Consider the following 16574-nt stretch of genomic DNA (forward strand, 5'->3'; position numbering starts at 1 on the left):
ATGGATCAACTCCTCATGAACGCCTTCTGGTCCGAGATCCTCGGCACGGCGACCCTGATCCTCCTCGGTGCGGGCGTCGTCGCGAACGTCGTCCTGCCGAGGACCAAGGGCTTCAACGGCGGCTGGCTCCTCATCAACTTCGGATGGGGCCTCGCGGTCTTCACCGCCGTCTACGTGGCCTACAAGTCGGGCGCCCACCTCAACCCGGCCGTCACGATCGGCCTCTTCACCGCCCAGGAGCCGTTCTACTCGGTCACCGGGCCGGAGGGGATGGTCACGGCGACCATCGAGCCCACCGTGGGCAACATGTTCATGTACTGGGGTGCCCAGATGATCGGCGCGATCATCGGTGCCGTGGTCGCGTTCCTCGCGTACAAGAAGCACTTCGACGAGGACGCCCCCAGCGCGACCAAGCTCGCCGTGTTCTCCACCGGCCCCGAGATCCGCTCCTACGCGTGGAACTTCGTGACCGAGGTCATCGCGACCTTCGTGCTCGTGTTCTTCGTCGTGGCCTCCGGCAAGACGCCGTCGGGGCTGGGCCCGCTCGCGGTCGCGCTCGTCGTGGTCGCGATCGGCGCGAGCATCGGTGGTCCCACGGGGTACGCCATCAACCCTGCCCGTGACCTCGGTCCCCGCATCGCCCACGCGCTGCTGCCGATCCGGGGCAAGGGCTCGAGCGACTGGGCCTACTCGTGGGTCCCCGTCGCCGGTCCGCTGGTCGGCGGTGTCCTCGCCGGCCTGCTCGGCGCCGCCTGGATCTGACCGGCCCGGACGAGCCGGACCTCTCCCCCGCGTGACCGGGGAGCCGGGGCCTCCCCGGTCACGCGGCCCGCCGCCGTCGGGCGCCGGGCACCCACCACGTAACCCACACCCACACCGACGTGAAGGACTGAACGCACCATGGCCGACTACGTTCTCGCCATCGACCAGGGGACCACGAGCTCCCGGGCCATCGTCTTCAACCACTCCGGGGAGATCGTCTCCACCGGGCAGCTCGAGCACGACCAGATCTTCCCGCGCGCAGGGTGGGTGGAGCACAACCCGGAGCAGATCTGGAACAACGTCCGCGAGGCCGTGGGCCTCGCGCTCACCCGCGCCAACGTCACGCACAACGACATCGCCGCGGTCGGCATCACCAACCAGCGCGAGACCGCCGTCGTGTGGGACAGGACGACGGGCAAGCCGGTCTACAACGCGATCGTCTGGCAGGACACCCGCACCCAGAAGATCGTCGACGAGCTGGGCGGCTCCGACGGCCCGGACAAGTACAAGTCGATCGTCGGGCTCCCGCTCGCGACCTACTTCTCCGGCCCCAAGGTCAAGTGGATCCTCGACAACGTCGAGGGCGCGCGCGAGAAGGCCGAGGCGGGCGACCTGCTGTTCGGCAACACCGACACGTGGACGCTGTGGAACCTCACGGGCGGCGTCAACGGCGGTGTGCACGTCACCGACGTGACCAACGCGTCGCGCACCATGCTCATGGACCTCGACACGCTCTCCTGGCGCGAGGACATCGCGGCGGACATGGGCATCCCGCTGTCGATGCTCCCCGAGATCAAGTCCTCCTCCGAGGTCTACGGGCACGGCCGCCAGCAGGGGCTGCTCCCCGGCGTGCCGATCGCCGGCATCCTCGGCGACCAGCAGGCCGCCACGTTCGGCCAGGCGTGCTTCGAGGTCGGGCAGGCCAAGAACACGTACGGCACGGGCAACTTCATGCTGCTCAACACGGGCACGGAGAAGGTCATGAGCCAGAACGGCCTGCTCACGACCGTCTGCTACAAGATCGGCGACCAGCCCGTCCGCTACGCGCTCGAAGGGTCGATCGCCGTCACCGGCTCGCTCATCCAGTGGCTCCGCGACAACCTCGGCATGTTCGAGGACGCGCCCGACGTCGAGTGGCTCGCGGGCAAGGTCGAGGACAACGGCGGCGCGTACTTCGTGCCCGCGTTCTCCGGTCTCTTCGCCCCGTACTGGCGCTCCGACGCGCGCGGCGCGCTCGTCGGGCTCACCCGCTACGTCAACCGCAACCACATCGCGCGCGCCGCCCTCGAGGCGACCGCGTACCAGACGCGCGAGGTGCTCGACGCGATGAACGCCGACTCCGGCGTCGACCTCACCGAGCTGCGCGTCGACGGCGGCATGGTCGCCAACGAGCTGCTCATGCAGTTCCAGGCCGACCAGCTCGGCGTCGACGTCGTGCGCCCCAAGGTCGCCGAGACGACGGCGCTCGGCGCCGCGTACGCCGCGGGGATCGCCGTCGGGTTCTGGAAGGGCGAGCAGGACGTCATCGACAACTGGGCCGAGGACAAGCGCTGGAGCCCGTCGATGGACGACGCCGAGCGCGAGCGCCTCTACCGGAACTGGAAGAAGGCCGTGACGAAGACGTTCGAGTGGGTGGACGAGGACGTCGAGCAGTAGGCCCGTCGTCGCCTCCCTCGCGGGACGCGGCACGTGCGGAGGGGCGGGGTGCCCGGGGCGCCCCGCCCCTCCGTCGTCCCCGGGCCCCGGCGGGCGAGCCCCCGGGCACGTGCCTAGCGTCGGAACGGGCCGCGACACGGCGGACCACCACGACGGGAGGCGTCATGACCGACACGCACCACGAGCTGCCGCACGCCGGGTCCGACGAGGTCCGGAAGGTCCGCGAGCTCATCAAGGACGAGCGGATCGCCATGCTCACGACGGTCGCGGAGGACGGGAGCCTCGTCAGCCGGCCCATGGGGGTGCAGGCCGTCGACTTCGACGGCGACCTGTGGTTCTTCGCCGCGACGGACTCCCACAAGGTCGCGGAGATCGCCCGGGACTCCGCCGCCAACGCCGCGTTCTCGGGGACGAGCTCCTGGGTGTCGCTCTCGGGCCGCGCCACGCTGGTGCACGACCCGGACAAGATCCGCGAGCTGTGGAACGCCGTCGCCGACGCGTGGTTCCCCGACGGCCCGGACACCCCCGGGGTCGTGCTCATCCGTCTGCACGCCGAGACCGCCGAGTACTGGGACTCCCCTGGCGGCCGCGTCGCGACGCTCTTCAGCCTCGTCAAGGCGAAGGTCACCGGGCGCCCGTACGACGGCGGGGAGAACGAGACCGTCGAGCTCTGACGACCGCGCCGTCGGTCGCTCTGGCTAGGGTGGCGGGGTGAGCGTCGTGCGCGAGACCAGCTACACCGTCCCTGGCATCCACGTGACCGACCGCGAGCTCGAGGTGCCGCTCGTCTGGGGCGACGACGGCGACCCGCGCCGCCTGACGCTGTTCGTGCGCGAGCTCGTCGACCCCGTGCGCCGTCGGGACGACCTGCCGTTGCTCGTCTTCCTCCAGGGCGGCCCGGGCGGGAAGGGGCCGCGGCCCACCGGGCCCGACGGCTGGGTCGGCACGGCGCTCGAGACCCACCGCGTCGTGCTGCTCGACCAGCGCGGCACCGGCCGCTCGTCGGCCGTGCGGGGCGCGGCGCTCGCCGCCCGCGGGACGGGCGCCGCCCAGGCCGACTACCTGGCGCACTTCCGCGCCGACGCGATCGTCGCGGACGCGGAGCACGTGCGGCGCACCGTCTACGGCGGCCGGCGCTGGTCGTCGCTCGGGCAGTCCTACGGCGGGTTCCTCACCATGACCTACCTGTCCCGGGCACCCGAGGCCCTCGACGCGTGCTACGTGACGGGCGGTCTCCCGGGCCTGACGGCGGACGCGCGCGAGGTCTACCGCCGTACCCAGCCGCGCGTCGTCGCGAAGAACGCCGCCTACCGCGAGCGCTACCCGGACGACGCGGCCCGGCTCGGACGCGTCGCGGACCGCCTGGCCGCCGGCGGCGTGCGGCTGCCCGACGGCGACGCGCTCACGGTGCGTCGGCTCCAGTCGCTCGGCACGGACCTCGGCATGAAGCCCGGCCCGGAACGCATCCACTGGGTCGTCGACGAGGCGTTCGACGCCGACGCGCCCGACGAGCTCACCGACACGTTCCTCGCGGAGGTCGCGGCGGCGACGTCGTTCCGGACCAACCCGCTGTACGCCGTCCTGCACGAGTCGATCTACGCGCAGTCCGGCACCGGGCCCACGGACTGGGCGGCGGAGGCGGTGCGCGCCGAGGACCCCGCGTTCGACCCGGCGGCCCGGCCGCTGCTGCTGACGGGCGAGATGATCTACCCCTGGATGTTCGACGAGGTCGCGGCGCTGCGCCCCTTCCGCGCGGCGGCGGAGGCGCTCGCCGCGCGCGAGGAGTGGCCGGACCTGTACGACCTCGACGTGCTCGCGCGCAACGACGTGCCGGTCGAGGCGGCGGTCTACGTCGACGACATGTTCGTCGACGCGGGACTGTCGCTCGAGACCGCCGCGCGCGTGGGCAACGTCCGCACGTGGGTGACGAACGAGTTCGAGCACGACGGCCTGCGCACCGGCGACGTCCTCGCCCGCCTGCGCGACCGCCTCGCCGCCCGCGGCGGCCCCCTCCCCGCCTGCTGAGTGCAGGAGACCGTCGCGTCCACGGCCCGCGGACGCGGACGATCCCATGCGCTCAGCGAGGGGTGGGCGACGGGGCGTGCTTCGCCAGGAAGGCGTAGACCTCCGTGGCGTCGACGCCCGGGAAGGCGCCGGACGGGAGGGCGGAGAGCACGTGCTGGTGCATGCGCGCGCTCGGCCAGGAGGCGTCCTCCCAGCGCGCGGCAGCGTCGGCGGCGGGGCGCCGGCAGCACGACTCGTCCGGGCACGACGACTGGCGCCGCACGGTCGTGTCGCGGCCGCGGAACCACTTGGCCGCCGCGAACGGCACGCCGACGGCGATCGAGAACTGACCGGTCGTCGTCGTGCCGGTCTGGGTCGAGCACCAGAACGTCCCGGCGGGCGTGTCGGTGTACTGGTACGACTCCTGCGCGCGGTCGCGGCGCGTGAACGCCTCCCGGACCGCCCACTTGCGGCAGACCATCTGGCCCTCGATCGCGCCGGTCACGTCGGCGGGCAGGGGCAGGCCGTCGTTCTCGTACCCGCGGAACAGGGCGCCGTCGTCGCCGACGCGCAGGAAGTGCAGCGGGATGCCGAGGTGCACGGTCGCGAGGTTGGTGAACCGCTGCGCCGCGGCCTCGTGCGTCACGCCGAACGAGTCGCGGAAGTCCTCGACCGCGAGGTCCTTCTCGCGCTTGCGTCGCTCGAGGAACTCGACGGCGGCGGACTGCGGGATGAGGCAGCACGCCGCGAAGTACGTGATCTCGACGCGCTGGCGCAGGAACTCGGCGTACGACCGGGGGCGCTCGTGCCCGAGGACGCGGTGCGCGATGGCCTGGAGCGCGAGCGAGCGGAGCCCGTGCCCGCCGGGGATGGACGCGGGCGGCAGGTAGATGCGCCCGTTCTCGAGGTCCGTCACCGTGCGCGTCGAGTGCGGCAGGTCGTCGACGTGCCAGATGGTGAAGCCGAGCTGCTCGGCCATGCGCGCGACGGTGCGGTGGGTGAGCGCGCCGACCGTGTACCCGGCCTTGCGCGCCATGTCCTCGGCGAGCTCCTCGATCTCCGGGTAGTAGTTGTCCCGCGCCTGCCGTTCGAGACGCAGCTCGGTGTTCGCGCGGCGCGCCTCCTCGGGCGTCGCGACGGCCTCGGTCGCGCGCCGCTGGAGCTCGGCGTGCAGACCCACGAGGTTCTCCAGCACGGGCAGGGGCAGCTTCTGGCTCGCCTTCACGGCGGGCAGCCCGAGCCCGGCGAACAGCGGTCCGCGCTGCGCACGGTCCAGCGCGATCTCCAGGGCCGCGCGGCGCGACGGCGGCTCGTCGGTGAGCAGGTCCGTGAGCGGCACGTCGAGCGCCTGGGCGAGGTGCTGGAGGAGCGACAGCCGCGGCTCGCGCCGACCGTTCTCGATCATCGACAGCAGGCTCGGGGCGGTGCCGACCGTCTCGCCGAGCGCGTCCAGCGTGAGGCCGCGGGTCGTGCGGAAGTGGCGCAGACGGCGGCCGAGCGTGATGAGGTCTGCCTGCGGCCCGGACGTGGTCGGCTCCGCTGCGCGACCGGCGAGCGCGCCGCCCGGCGTCGGCACGGAGGATGAAGTAGCCATGGCTTGACGATATGTCAAGATCCACGGATCTTCACAGCGTTTCGGTTGGAAATCTCGCCATGCGCGGCGTGAGGCTGGAGGGAGCACGAGGCCACCGCCGACCCTTGGGAGCGTCCCCGATGAGCACAGCTGCCCGCACCGTCCACCCGCGCTGTACGCGGTCCGCCGCCCTGCTCGACGACGTCGAGACCGACCTTCTCGGGCTGCGCGCCACGTCCGGCTCGGCCCCCACGCTCGGGAGCGACGACCCGCGCCCGCGCGACGCCCGCGCCTGGGTGCGCGAGATCGCGAACCTCACCGAGCCGGACGCGATCGTGTGGTGCGACGGCTCCGCGGCGGAGAAGCAGCGGCTCATCGACCTCCTCGTCGACGCCGGGACCCTGCTTCCCCTCGACCCCGAGCTGCGCCCGGGCAGCTACCTCGCGCGGTCGGACCCGAGCGACGTCGCACGCGTCGAGTCGCGCACGTTCATCTGCTCGCGCGCCGAGGTGGACGCCGGTCCGATGAACAACTGGCGCGAGCCCGAGGCCATGCGCGCCGAGCTGCGTGGCGTCTTCGAGGGCTCCATGCGGGGCCGGACCATGTACGTCGTCCCGTTCTCGATGGGCCCGGTGGGCGGGCCGATCTCGCAGGTTGGCATCGAGGTGACCGACTCGCCGTACGTGGTGGTGAGCATGGGGATCATGACGCGCGTCGGCCAGGAGGTCATGGACCTCATCGACGCCGGCGCCCCGTTCGTCCCGGCGGTCCACTCGGTCGGCGCGCCGCTCGTCGACGACACCGGGGCGGTCTCCGAGGACGTGCCGTGGCCGTGCAACGACACGAAGTACGTCGTCCACTTCCCCGAGACGCGCGAGATCTGGTCGTACGGCTCGGGGTACGGCGGCAACGCCCTGCTCGGCAAGAAGTGCTTCGCGCTGCGCATCGCCTCTGCGATGGCGCGCGACGAGGGCTGGCTCGCCGAGCACATGCTGCTCATCCGCGCGACGTCGCCCGAGGGTCGCGCCTACCACCTCGCCGCCGCGTTCCCCTCGGCGTGCGGCAAGACGAACCTCGCGATGCTGCGCCCGACGATCCCGGGCTGGACGGTCGAGACGATCGGCGACGACATCGCGTGGTTGCGCCCCGGCCCCGACGGCCGCCTGCGCGCGATCAACCCCGAGGCCGGCTTCTTCGGCGTCGCGCCCGGCACCGGCGTCGAGACCAACCCCGCCGCGGTCGAGACGTTCGCGCGCGACACGATCTTCACGAACGTCGCGCTCACCGACGACGGCGACGTCTGGTGGGAGGGCCTGACTCCCGAGCCGCCCGCGCACCTGGTCGACTGGACCGGCCAGGACTGGACGCCCGACTCCGGCCGTCCCGCCGCGCACCCCAACTCGCGGTTCACCGTCTCCGCGGCGCAGTGCCCGACGATCGCCGACTCCTGGGAGGACCCCGAGGGCGTACCGATCGACGCGATCGTGTTCGGCGGGCGCCGCGCGACCAACGTGCCGCTCGTCGCCCAGGCGTACGGCTGGGAGCACGGCGTCTTCATGGGCGCCACCATCTCCTCCGAGCAGACCGCCGCCGCCGAGGGCACGGTGGGCGCCCTGCGTCGCGACCCCTTCGCGATGCTGCCGTTCTGCGGCTACAACATGGCCGACCACTGGGCGCACTGGCTGCGCGTGGGGGCGTCGCTCGACCCCGACAAGCGACCGAAGATCTTCCAGGTCAACTGGTTCCGCAAGGACGCCGACGGCCGGTTCCTCTGGCCCGGGTTCGGCGAGAACTCGCGCGTGCTCGCGTGGATCGCGGCGCAGGTGGACCGTTCGCGCGGCGTGCGCACCGACTGCGGCGCCGTCAAGAGCCCTGTCGGCCTGCTCCCCGCCCCCGGTGCGCTCGAGCTCGGCGGTCTGCACCTGGACGACGGCGACCTCGACGCCCTGTTCGACGTCTCGCCCGAGCAGTGGCTCGCCGAGGCCGAGCTGACCGCCGAGTTCTTCGACACGTTCGGCAACCGCGTCCCCGACGAGCTCTGGGCACAGCTCGCCCGGCTGCGCGACCGGCTCGGCGCCTGAGCCGCCGGCCGCCCCGCACCGCGTCGCGCCCTCGGCTGACGCGGCGCGGGGCGCGTGCCGCCCACGTGCGTGCGCCCGTGCGCGCTCGCACGATGGAGAGGTCGGCTCCAGCAGACGGGCCTTGTCGCAGCACCGTCCGAAGGACCCACCATGATCAGCACGGACCAGATCGAGAGGCTGCTCTCCGGCGGCACCGTCGTCTCGCAGGCCGGTGAGAAGGTCGGCAAGGTCGGCCAGGTCTTCCTCGACGACCGCAGCGGCGAGCCCGAGTGGGTGACGGTCAAGACCGGCCTGTTCGGCACCGCCGAGTCCTTCGTGCCCCTCGCGGACGCGGACGTCCAGGGCGACGAGATCCGCGTCCCGTACACGAAGGACACGGTCAAGGGCGCGCCCCGCGTCGACGACTCCGAGGGGCACCTCTCGCTCGAGGAGGAGGCGGAGCTCTACCGCTACTACGGGCGGAGCACGACCTCCACCGACGACGCCCCTTCCGCCGGCGAGACAGCCCGGGACGAGGGCGCGGCGGGCGAGGGCGACGCGAGCGACGGCGCAGCACGCGACGAGGGTGTGGTCGGCAGGCACGCCGCCGGTCCGCCCACGGACGACGCGGCCACCGCGTCCGGCGGCACGCGCCCCGGCCCGGGGGCCGCCACGGGCGACACGTACCGCCTGCGTCGGTACGTCGTCACCGAGTACGTCACCGAGACCGTTCCGGCCGACGCGGTCCCTCCGGCGCCCGAGCCTCGTGGCACGAACGCCACGAGAGAGACATCCGCAGGAGACGAGTCCCGAGAGGAGCACCGGTCATGAGCACCAGCTACGGGTCCACCCCGCCCCCCGACGACCCCCGCGACCCCGACCGGTCGGCCGACCGCGTCGGAGCGGACCGCCCCGGGGACGACCGAGCAGCGCCCGGACCTGTGGCGCGCGACCGGGAGTCGGTCGTGGCACGGGAGAAGGAGGAGTACGGCGGCATCAAGCTCGGCTCCGCCTTCTTCGGATGGCTCACCGCCACCGGGACGGCCGTCATCCTCACCGCCCTGGCCGCCGCCGCGGGAGCGGCCTTCGGCCTCTCGGGCACCACCGACGCCCAGGAGGTCGTGGACCAGGCGACCGAGAACGCCGACACGATCGGCATCGTCGGCGGCATCGTGCTCGTCGTCGTGCTGTTCGTCGCCTACTTCTGCGGCGGGTACGTCGCGGGCCGGATGGCGCGCTTCGACGGCGCGAAGCAGGGCCTCGCGGTGTGGCTGTGGGCCGTGGTCATCGCGATCGTGCTCGCCCTCCTGGGCCTCGTGGCAGGCAGCCAGTACAACGTGCTGTCGCAGCTCAACGCGTTCCCCCAGATCCCGGTGAGCGCGAGCGACCTCACGACGGGCGGTGTCATCGCCCTCGTCGCGGCCGCCGTCGTGAGCCTCGTCGGCGCGGTCCTCGGCGGCATCGCCGGCATGCGCTTCCACCGCAAGGTCGACCGCGCCGGCCTGGACGTCTGACGACGGGAGGGCCGCCGCCCCGACGGGTGCGCCCGGGATAGAGCGCTGCGCCCGGGAGTGCAGCACTCGACCCGTGGCGCGTCGCGGGCGCCAGTGCGCCAGTGCCTCGTCAGTACGACGTGCCCATGAGCTCGCAGACGTCGGCGAGGGTGCGGTCAGCGATGGCGTTCGCGCGGGCGTTGCCCTCGCGCAGCACGTCGAGCGGGTCGGGGCCGTCGCCCGCGGCGAGCGCCCGCCGCCGGGCGCGCAGGGGACGGAGGTGCTCGACGAGCGCCTCCGTCACCACCTGCTTGAGCCGGCCCGCACCCGCCGCGCCGACCTCGTCCGCGAGCGCCTCCGGCGTCGTCCCCGCGGCGAACGCGCCGAGCGTGAGGAGGTTCGCGACCTCGGGACGACGCTCGGGCTCGTAGGTCACGTGGCGCTCGGAGTCGGTGCGGTGGCGGCGGACGAAGCGCGCGGTGGCGTCCTCGTCGTCGCGCAGCTCGAGCGCGTTGCCCGCGGACTTGCTCATCTTGCGACCGTCGGTGCCGAGCACGGTGGGCGCTGGCGCGAGCAGGACGTCGGGCTCGGGGAAGTACGGCTGCGCGGCGGCGTAGCGCTGGTTGAAGCGGCGGGCGACGGTGCGCGTGATCTCGACGTGCGGGAGCTGGTCCTGCCCGCCGGGGACGAGGTTCCCGTGGCAGAACAGGATGTCGGCGGCCTGGTGCACCGGGTAGGTGAAGAGCAGGCCGCTCATGGGCCGGCCCTGCCGCGCCGCGGCCGCGGCGGCCTCGGTCTTGACGGTCGGGTTGCGCTCGATCTCGGCGGTGGTGACGAGGCTGAGGAACGGGAGCAGGAGCTGGTTGAGGGCGGGGACGGCGGAGTGGGCGAAGATCGTCGTGCGGACGGGATCGATGCCGGCGGCCAGGTAGTCGAGGACGACCTCGCGGACGGTCCCGCGCAGGTCGCCGGGGTCGTCGCGGTCGGTGATCACCTGGTAGTCGGCGACGACGAGCACGACCTCGACGCCGTCGTCCTGGAGCCGGACGCGGTTCGCGAGGGTGCCGAGGTAGTGGCCCAGGTGCAGCGCCCCGGTCGGGCGGTCGCCCGTGAGGACGCGGAACCCGGACGGATCGGTCGCGAGGCGCGCCTCGATCTGGGCGGAGCGCTCGCGCGCGGCGGCGACGGACGCGGTCGACGACGGCAGCGTGGTCGAGGGCGCGGACGAGGAGCCGGACGCCGGGACGGCAGCGGTCGGACGGATCGTCCCGGTCGGGTCGAGGGTCGTGGTCATGGTGCTCTCCTGGGGTGGGAGCCACGCACCACGCCCGGTCGAGGACCGGACCGGCCCGGACATGACGACGTCCCGGCTGCGGCGCGCAGCTCGGGACGTGGGCAGGACAGGTCACGGCTGCGGGGGCAGCCACCACCAGCTCTGCGTGATCATGCGCCCACCCTACGCCCCGGCCTCGCGTGGCCGAGCCCCTCGGCGAGAATGGTCGGATGCCCGAGATCTCCGTCGAGAACGTCACCGGTCCCGTCGCCTACCACGCGGAGGGTCCGGTGTGGTGGCCGGGCTGGGGCGGGCTCCGCTACGTGGACATGCTCGCGGGCGACCTCCTGACGCTGCGGCCCGACGGCGGTGTCGACCGCCTCCACGTGGGCGACCACGCGGCCGTGGTGCGGCCGCGCACCGGGGGCGGGTTCGTGGTCGGGCTCGCGCGGTCGGTCGCGGTCGCGGACGACGACGGTGCACCGGTCCGCACGCTCGCGACGCTCGTCGACGACCCGACGGTCCGCCTCAACGAGGGGGCCGCCGGACCCGACGGCGCGTTCTACGCGGGCGGCCAGGCGGAGGGCGAGCGGCCGAGCGCGCTGTACCGGGTGGAGGTTGACGGCTCGTCGCGCGTCGTGCTCGACGGCATCGAGGTGTCGAACGGGCTCGGGTTCTCGCCGGACGGGTCCCGGGCCTACTACGTCGACTCGGCGACGCGGCGGATCGACGTGCTCGACGTCGTCCCGGCCGCGGAGGACCCGCGCGGTCTCGTGCGGCGTCGCCCGTTCGTGGAGATCGACCCCGACGACGGCATGCCGGACGGCCTCACGGTCGACGCGGAGGGCGGCGTCTGGGTGGCGCTGTGGGGCGGCGGCGCGGTCCAGCGCTACTCCCCCGACGGCACGCTCGACGCCGTCGTGCCGCTCCCGGTGTCGCAGGTGAGCGCGTGCACGTTCGGCGGCGACGACCTCGACCGGTTGTTCGTCACGACGTCGCGCCAGGGACTGGACGACCCCGACGCGGACGAGGCCGCGTCGGGGTCGCTGTTCGTGGCGGAGCCGGGGGTCCGGGGGCTCCCGGCCCTGCCGTTCGCGGGCTGAGCGGCGCCGCGGGGCCTCAGCGGACGGCGTCGCGCACGCGCTGCTCGGCGCGGCCCAGGCCGTCGATCTCGAGCGCGACGACGTCGCCCGCACGCAGGTAGGGAAAGCGCCCGGACAGGGCGACGCCCTGCGGTGTCCCGGTGTTGATGAGGTCGCCGGGCTCGAGGACCATGTACTGCGACAGGTGGTGCACGAGGTACGCGACGTCGAAGATCATGTCGGCCGTCGTCGAGTCCTGGCGGGGCTCGCCGTTGACCCAGGACCGGAGCCCGAGGTTCTGGACGTCCACCTCGTCGGCGGGGACGAGCCACGGGCCGAGCGGGTTGAACGTCTCGCAGCTCTTGCCCTTGGACCACTGACCGCCGGAGACCTTCATCTGGTAGTCGCGCTCGGAGACGTCGTGCGACAGGACGTAGCCCGCGACGTGGTCGAGCGCCTCCTGGGGCGACGACAGGTAGCGCGCCCGCCGGCCGATCACGACGCCGAGCTCGACCTCCCAGTCGACCGTCGTCGCGCCGGGCGGCACGAGGACGTCGTCGTGCGGGCCGACGACCGTGTTCGAGTGCTTCCAGAAGACGATCGGGACCTCCGGCGGTGCCGAGCCGGACTCGGCGGCGTGCTCCGCGTAGTTCATCCCGATGCAGACGACGGCCGTGGGCCGGGCGACGGGCGCGCCGACGCGCAGATCGTCCGCGCCGTCGAGCACGGGCAGCGCGCCCGCGGCGAGCGCCGCGCGGACCCGGCCGACGCCGTCGGCCGCGAGGAACGCGCCGTCGATGTCGCGGGTGAGCGGGTCGAGGGAGTACACGACCCCGTCCTCGCGGACGGCGGGACGCTCCTGGCCGAGGGGGCCGAGTCGGACGAGCTGCACGGGTGGGTCTCCTAGGTCTGGGGCGGGCGGGGCCGACCGCGGCGTGCTGCGGAGCGCCGCGGTGCGAGAGCAGTGTGCGCGTTCTCAGGCGAGGGCGCGCGCGTGGTCCGGGTTGACGATCGACGGCACGGGCCGGCCCGCGAGGAAGTCGACGGCGTTGCGCGCGGTGTGCACGGGGAGGTCCTGCATGGCCTCGGGCGAGAACCACGCGGCGTGCGGGGTGAGCAGCACGTTGTCCAGGGTGCGCAGGCGCGAGTCGGCGGGCAGCGGCTCGGTCGCGTAGACGTCGAGCGCGGCCGAGCCCACGTGGCCGGACGCGAGCGCGTCGGCGAGCGCGTCCTCGTCGATGAGCGGCCCCCGGCACGTGTTGACGACCCGCACCCCCGGCTTCGCGGTGGCGAGCGTGCGGGCGTCGAGCAGGTGGCGCGTCGAGTCGGTGAGCGGCGCGTGCAGCGTGATGACGTCGGCGCGCGCGACGGCCTCGTCGATCCCCACGGCCTCGTGCCCGTCGGACGCCACGGCCTGCGGATCGACGAACGGGTCGTGCACGAGCACGCGGTAGCCGAGCGCGCGGGCGGAGCGCGCGACCTCGGAGCCGATCCGCCCGTACCCGATCACGGCGACGACCGTGCTGGACAGGCGCGCGGCGTGCTGCGCCGTCGGCGCCCACGTGCCGGCGCGCAGCGCGCGGTCGTAGGCGACGAGGCCGCGGTCGAGCGTGAGGATCATCGCGACCGTGTGGCTCGCGACCTCCTCGATGCAGTAGGTCGGGGTGTTCGCGACGGCGACGCCGCGCTCGGTGGCGGCCGCGACGTCGACCATGTCGTAGCCGATGCCCATGCGCGAGACCATGCGCACCCCGCCCGGCCCGGCGACGGCGTCGAGCACGCGGGCCGTGATCGGGGCCCACTGCACGACGAGCGCGGAGGGCACGGACCCGCTCGCGGCGGCCTCCTCGACGGCGGCGATCACCTCGTCCTCGGTGCGCGCGGCGGCGCGCACGGCCCGCAGCCCGGCGGCGGTCAGGGTGTCCTCGCACGCGGTCCCGGGCAGGTCGCAGTCGGTGATGACGACGGTGTCGGCTGTCATGCGATGGATGCTATAGCAAATAGCACCCTCGACCAACCCTCGGGCCGCCCGGATGCTATAGCGTGGCCTCATGACCCTTGCCCCGGACGGCGCCCGCCGCCGACTCGCCCTCGTCACCGGCGCCAGCTCCGGCATCGGCGCCGCCACCGCCCTCCAGCTCGCGCGCGACGGGCACGACGTCTGGCTCACGTACACCGGCGGCGAGGCCGGCGCGCGCGCCACCGCCGCTCGGTGCGAGGAGGAGGGCGCCGCGACGCGCGTCTCCCGCCTCGACCTGCGCGACACCGCGTCCGTCGAGGCGCTCGTCGCCGAGGTCACCGACGCCTGGGGACGCCTCGACGTGCTCGTCAACAACGGCGGCGTGTGCCCCTACCGCGCGCTCGACGACATCGAGCTCGACGAGTGGGACCTCGTCATGGAGACCAACGCGCGCGGCACGTTCGTGCTGTCGCGCGCCGCGCTCCCGCTGCTGCGCGCGGACCGGCCCGAGCCCGCTGGGGCGACCGCCACGCCCGACGAGCGGACCGCGCGCGACCGCGCGATCGTCAACCTCTCGTCCATCGCGGGCGAGCAGGGCGCACTGAAGACCGGCGTGCACTACGCCGCGAGCAAGGCCGCGATCCTCGCGATCACGCGCTCCTTCGCGCGCATCCTCGCGAGCGAGGGCATCCGCGTGAACGCCGTGACGCCCGGCCCCGTGACGAGCGCGATCACCGACCAGCTCGCCCCCGACGCGCGCGCCGGGCTCACCGCGTCCATCCCCCTCGGGGACTTCGGCACGCCCGACGACGTCGCCTGGGTCGTCGCGGCCCTCGCCTCCCCGCGCGCCGGGTTCGTCACCGGCGCGACGTACGACGTCAACGGCGGCATCCGGATCGACTGACGCCCAGCTCCCCCGCCCACCCCCTGCCCGAGGAGGCACCCATGAGCACGTCCCCGTCCGCCGTCGTCACCGCCCAGGTCGACACCTTCAACGTCCGCGACCTCGACGCGTTCTGCGCGACCTACGCGCCCGACGCCGTCGTGAGCGGCGTGACCCCCGAGCCGATCGTCGGCCGCGACGCCCTGCGCGCGTTCTACGCGAGCCGGTTCGAGGACACCGCGCTGCACTGCGTCATCGACGCGTCCGTGACGTTCGGCGACCGCTGGCTCGTCGCGCGCGAGCTCGTCACGACGTCGAACGGCACCGGCGAGACCATCGCGACGTTCGAGGTCCGCGACGGCCTCATCACCAGCGCGAGCATGGTCAAGGGCTGACGCGCCGGCCTACGATCTCCTGCACGTGTCGGGACGCGGCAGGCGCGACCTCGATCCGCGCCTCACACGAGGCCGAGGTCAGCCTTGACCTGTTCCCAGGGCAACGCAGTCCCCGAGCCGCTCAGCTCGTCGCGAGCCGCCTGCGCGGCGCGGAGATCTGCCAGATCGTCGGCCGTCTCCACCGGGCGCGCCAGGTCGTCCACCTCAGAGGCTTCTGCACGGCTCCCGATATTCACCCGCTGAGGCTAACGCCTCGCTCTGTCCATGTCCGAGACAGCGCACTAGGCTCCCCCGCAACCTTTCGCAACGGCACGACCAGGGGGAACTCACTGTGGAGATCGGCGAACGACTGGCGTCATTGGCGACGAAGATCCAGCAGCAGAAGGCGACGATCGGCACCGAGGAAGCGACGAAGAACGCGTTCGTCATGCCGTTCATCTCATTGGTCCTCGGGTACGACGTCTTCAACCCGAACGAGGTGATCCCCGAGTTCACGGCGGACGTCGGGACGAAGAAGGGCGAGAAGATCGACTACGCGATCGTCAAGGACGGCGAGCTCCAGATGCTCGTCGAGGCGAAGACGATCGGGTCCCCGCTGAGCCTGAACCACGCCTCCCAGCTGTTCCGCTACTTCGCGACGACCAACGCCCGGATCGCCATCCTCACGAACGGGCAGCACTTCCACTTCTTCACCGATCTCGACAAGCCCAACCGCATGGACGAGAAGCCCTTCCTCCAGCTCGATTTGCTCGACCTGGACGAGACGCTCATCCCCGAGGTGCAGAAGCTCACGAAGGACACGTTCGATCTGGAGTCCGTCGTCAGCGCTGCGGAGGAGCTCAAGTACATCGGCGCTCTGAAGCGTGCGCTCGCCGCTCAGTTCCGCGAGCCGGACGACGAGTGGATCAAGGCGCTCACGAACCGGGTGTACGACGGCTCGTTCACGCAGAAGGTGAAGGAGCAGTTCAGGATCCTCGTCGCCAAGGCGATGAAGCAGTTCCTCGCCGACCAGGTCAACGACAGGCTGAAGGCGGCGCTCGGTGGCCAGGCGTACCCGGACGCGGGCAGCGTGCCGATGACCGGCACCGAGGCAGCACAGGAGAGTGTCGCCGAAGCGGCACGCCCCGACGACCGGGGTATCGAGACGACCCTCGACGAGATCGAGGGGTATCAGATCATCCGCGCGATCGCGTGCAGCGAGGTCTCACCGGCCCGGATCGTGCATCGTGACACCAAGAGCTACATGGGTGTCCTGCTGGACGACAACAACCGCAAGCCGATCGCGCGCCTGCACTTCAACACCGGGCAGAGGTATCTCGGGCTGTTCGACGAGAACAAGGTCGAGACGCGGCACCCGATCACGTCCCTCGACGAGATCTACGAGCACGCCGAGCACGTGCGCAAGACCGTCCACAACTACCTCTAGAGGGTGA

General features: G+C 72.7%; 16 protein-coding genes. 11 read left to right on the forward strand and 5 right to left on the reverse strand.

Going from position 1 to position 16574, the window contains the following annotated elements:
• Window positions 1-15 precede the first annotated feature (15 nt).
• From JN535_RS18130 to JN535_RS18145, 4 genes are all read left to right on the forward strand, one after another.
• A complete protein-coding gene (locus JN535_RS18130) occupies window positions 16-762 on the forward strand; it encodes an MIP/aquaporin family protein (RefSeq protein WP_240201420.1) in 747 nt (248 codons plus the stop codon).
• Window positions 763-900: 138 nt separating this feature from the next.
• On the forward strand, window positions 901-2418 hold the full coding sequence (glpK, locus tag JN535_RS18135) for a glycerol kinase GlpK (protein ID WP_205207218.1): 1518 nt from the start codon (window positions 901-903) through the stop codon (window positions 2416-2418).
• A gap of 164 nt (window positions 2419-2582) precedes the next feature.
• Entirely contained in the window at window positions 2583-3092 is a 510-nt protein-coding gene (locus JN535_RS18140) for a pyridoxamine 5'-phosphate oxidase family protein (RefSeq protein WP_205207219.1), read from the forward strand.
• Between the two features lie 46 nt (window positions 3093-3138).
• Complete coding sequence (locus tag JN535_RS18145; protein ID WP_205207272.1) at window positions 3139-4443, forward strand: alpha/beta fold hydrolase; 1305 nt, start codon at window positions 3139-3141, stop codon at window positions 4441-4443.
• Between the two features lie 52 nt (window positions 4444-4495).
• Here the strand turns inward: JN535_RS18145 and JN535_RS18150 are convergent, their stop codons facing one another.
• A complete protein-coding gene (locus JN535_RS18150; RefSeq protein WP_205207220.1) occupies window positions 4496-6016 on the reverse strand; it encodes an XRE family transcriptional regulator in 1521 nt (506 codons plus the stop codon).
• Between the two features lie 119 nt (window positions 6017-6135).
• On the opposite strand from JN535_RS18150, the gene JN535_RS18155 reads away from it, so the two are divergent.
• The 3 genes from JN535_RS18155 (at window position 6136) to JN535_RS18165 (ending at window position 9569) form a co-directional block, all read left to right on the forward strand.
• The gene (locus JN535_RS18155; RefSeq protein ID WP_205207221.1) at window positions 6136-8076 is read left to right on the forward strand and encodes a phosphoenolpyruvate carboxykinase (GTP); all 1941 of its coding nucleotides are present in this window, start codon (window positions 6136-6138) and stop codon (window positions 8074-8076) included.
• A gap of 150 nt (window positions 8077-8226) precedes the next feature.
• Complete coding sequence (locus JN535_RS18160; RefSeq protein WP_205207222.1) at window positions 8227-8886, forward strand: PRC-barrel domain-containing protein; 660 nt, start codon at window positions 8227-8229, stop codon at window positions 8884-8886.
• Window positions 8883-9569 carry a DUF4153 domain-containing protein gene (locus tag JN535_RS18165; protein WP_205207223.1) on the forward strand — a complete coding sequence of 229 codons (687 nt, stop codon included), beginning with the start codon at window positions 8883-8885 and terminating at the stop codon, window positions 9567-9569. The genes JN535_RS18160 and JN535_RS18165 overlap by 4 nt, the downstream gene beginning before the upstream one ends.
• Before the next feature lie 109 nt (window positions 9570-9678).
• Here JN535_RS18165 and trpS read toward each other — a convergent pair whose 3' ends face one another.
• Window positions 9679-10842, reverse strand: a complete 1164-nt coding sequence (trpS, locus tag JN535_RS18170; RefSeq protein WP_205207224.1) for a tryptophan--tRNA ligase — start codon at window positions 10840-10842, stop codon at window positions 9679-9681.
• A 209-nt stretch (window positions 10843-11051) separates the two neighbouring features.
• Between trpS and JN535_RS18175 the strand changes: the two genes are divergently transcribed.
• Window positions 11052-11924 (forward strand): SMP-30/gluconolactonase/LRE family protein, encoded by an 873-nt coding sequence (locus tag JN535_RS18175; protein ID WP_240201421.1) that lies wholly within the window; start codon window positions 11052-11054, stop codon window positions 11922-11924.
• 16 nt (window positions 11925-11940) lie between these two features.
• On the opposite strand, the gene JN535_RS18180 is transcribed toward JN535_RS18175, so the two are convergent.
• Window positions 11941-12795 carry a fumarylacetoacetate hydrolase family protein gene (locus JN535_RS18180; protein WP_205207225.1) on the reverse strand — a complete coding sequence of 285 codons (855 nt, stop codon included), beginning with the start codon at window positions 12793-12795 and terminating at the stop codon, window positions 11941-11943.
• Window positions 12796-12879: 84 nt separating this feature from the next.
• Window positions 12880-13884 carry a C-terminal binding protein gene (locus JN535_RS18185; protein WP_205207226.1) on the reverse strand — a complete coding sequence of 335 codons (1005 nt, stop codon included), beginning with the start codon at window positions 13882-13884 and terminating at the stop codon, window positions 12880-12882.
• A 70-nt stretch (window positions 13885-13954) separates the two neighbouring features.
• On the opposite strand from JN535_RS18185, the gene JN535_RS18190 reads away from it, so the two are divergent.
• Both JN535_RS18190 and JN535_RS18195 read left to right on the forward strand, forming a co-directional pair.
• Entirely contained in the window at window positions 13955-14767 is an 813-nt protein-coding gene (locus tag JN535_RS18190; protein WP_205207227.1) for an SDR family NAD(P)-dependent oxidoreductase, read from the forward strand.
• A gap of 41 nt (window positions 14768-14808) precedes the next feature.
• Window positions 14809-15141, forward strand: coding sequence for a nuclear transport factor 2 family protein (locus JN535_RS18195; protein ID WP_205207228.1), 333 nt, complete (start codon window positions 14809-14811; stop codon window positions 15139-15141).
• Window positions 15142-15203: 62 nt separating this feature from the next.
• Here JN535_RS18195 and JN535_RS18200 read toward each other — a convergent pair whose 3' ends face one another.
• Window positions 15204-15377: a hypothetical protein gene (locus JN535_RS18200; protein WP_205207229.1), complete on the reverse strand. Its 174-nt coding sequence runs from the start codon at window positions 15375-15377 to the stop codon at window positions 15204-15206.
• A 95-nt stretch (window positions 15378-15472) separates the two neighbouring features.
• Here JN535_RS18200 and JN535_RS18205 point away from each other — a divergent pair, with 95 nt between their 5' ends.
• Entirely contained in the window at window positions 15473-16567 is a 1095-nt protein-coding gene (locus JN535_RS18205) for a type I restriction enzyme HsdR N-terminal domain-containing protein (protein ID WP_144681728.1), read from the forward strand.
• The last annotated feature ends 7 nt before the right edge of the window (window positions 16568-16574 follow it).

It is taken from the genome of Cellulosimicrobium cellulans, from assembly GCF_016921195.1.
Lineage (GTDB): Bacteria > Actinomycetota > Actinomycetes > Actinomycetales > Cellulomonadaceae > Cellulosimicrobium > Cellulosimicrobium cellulans_F.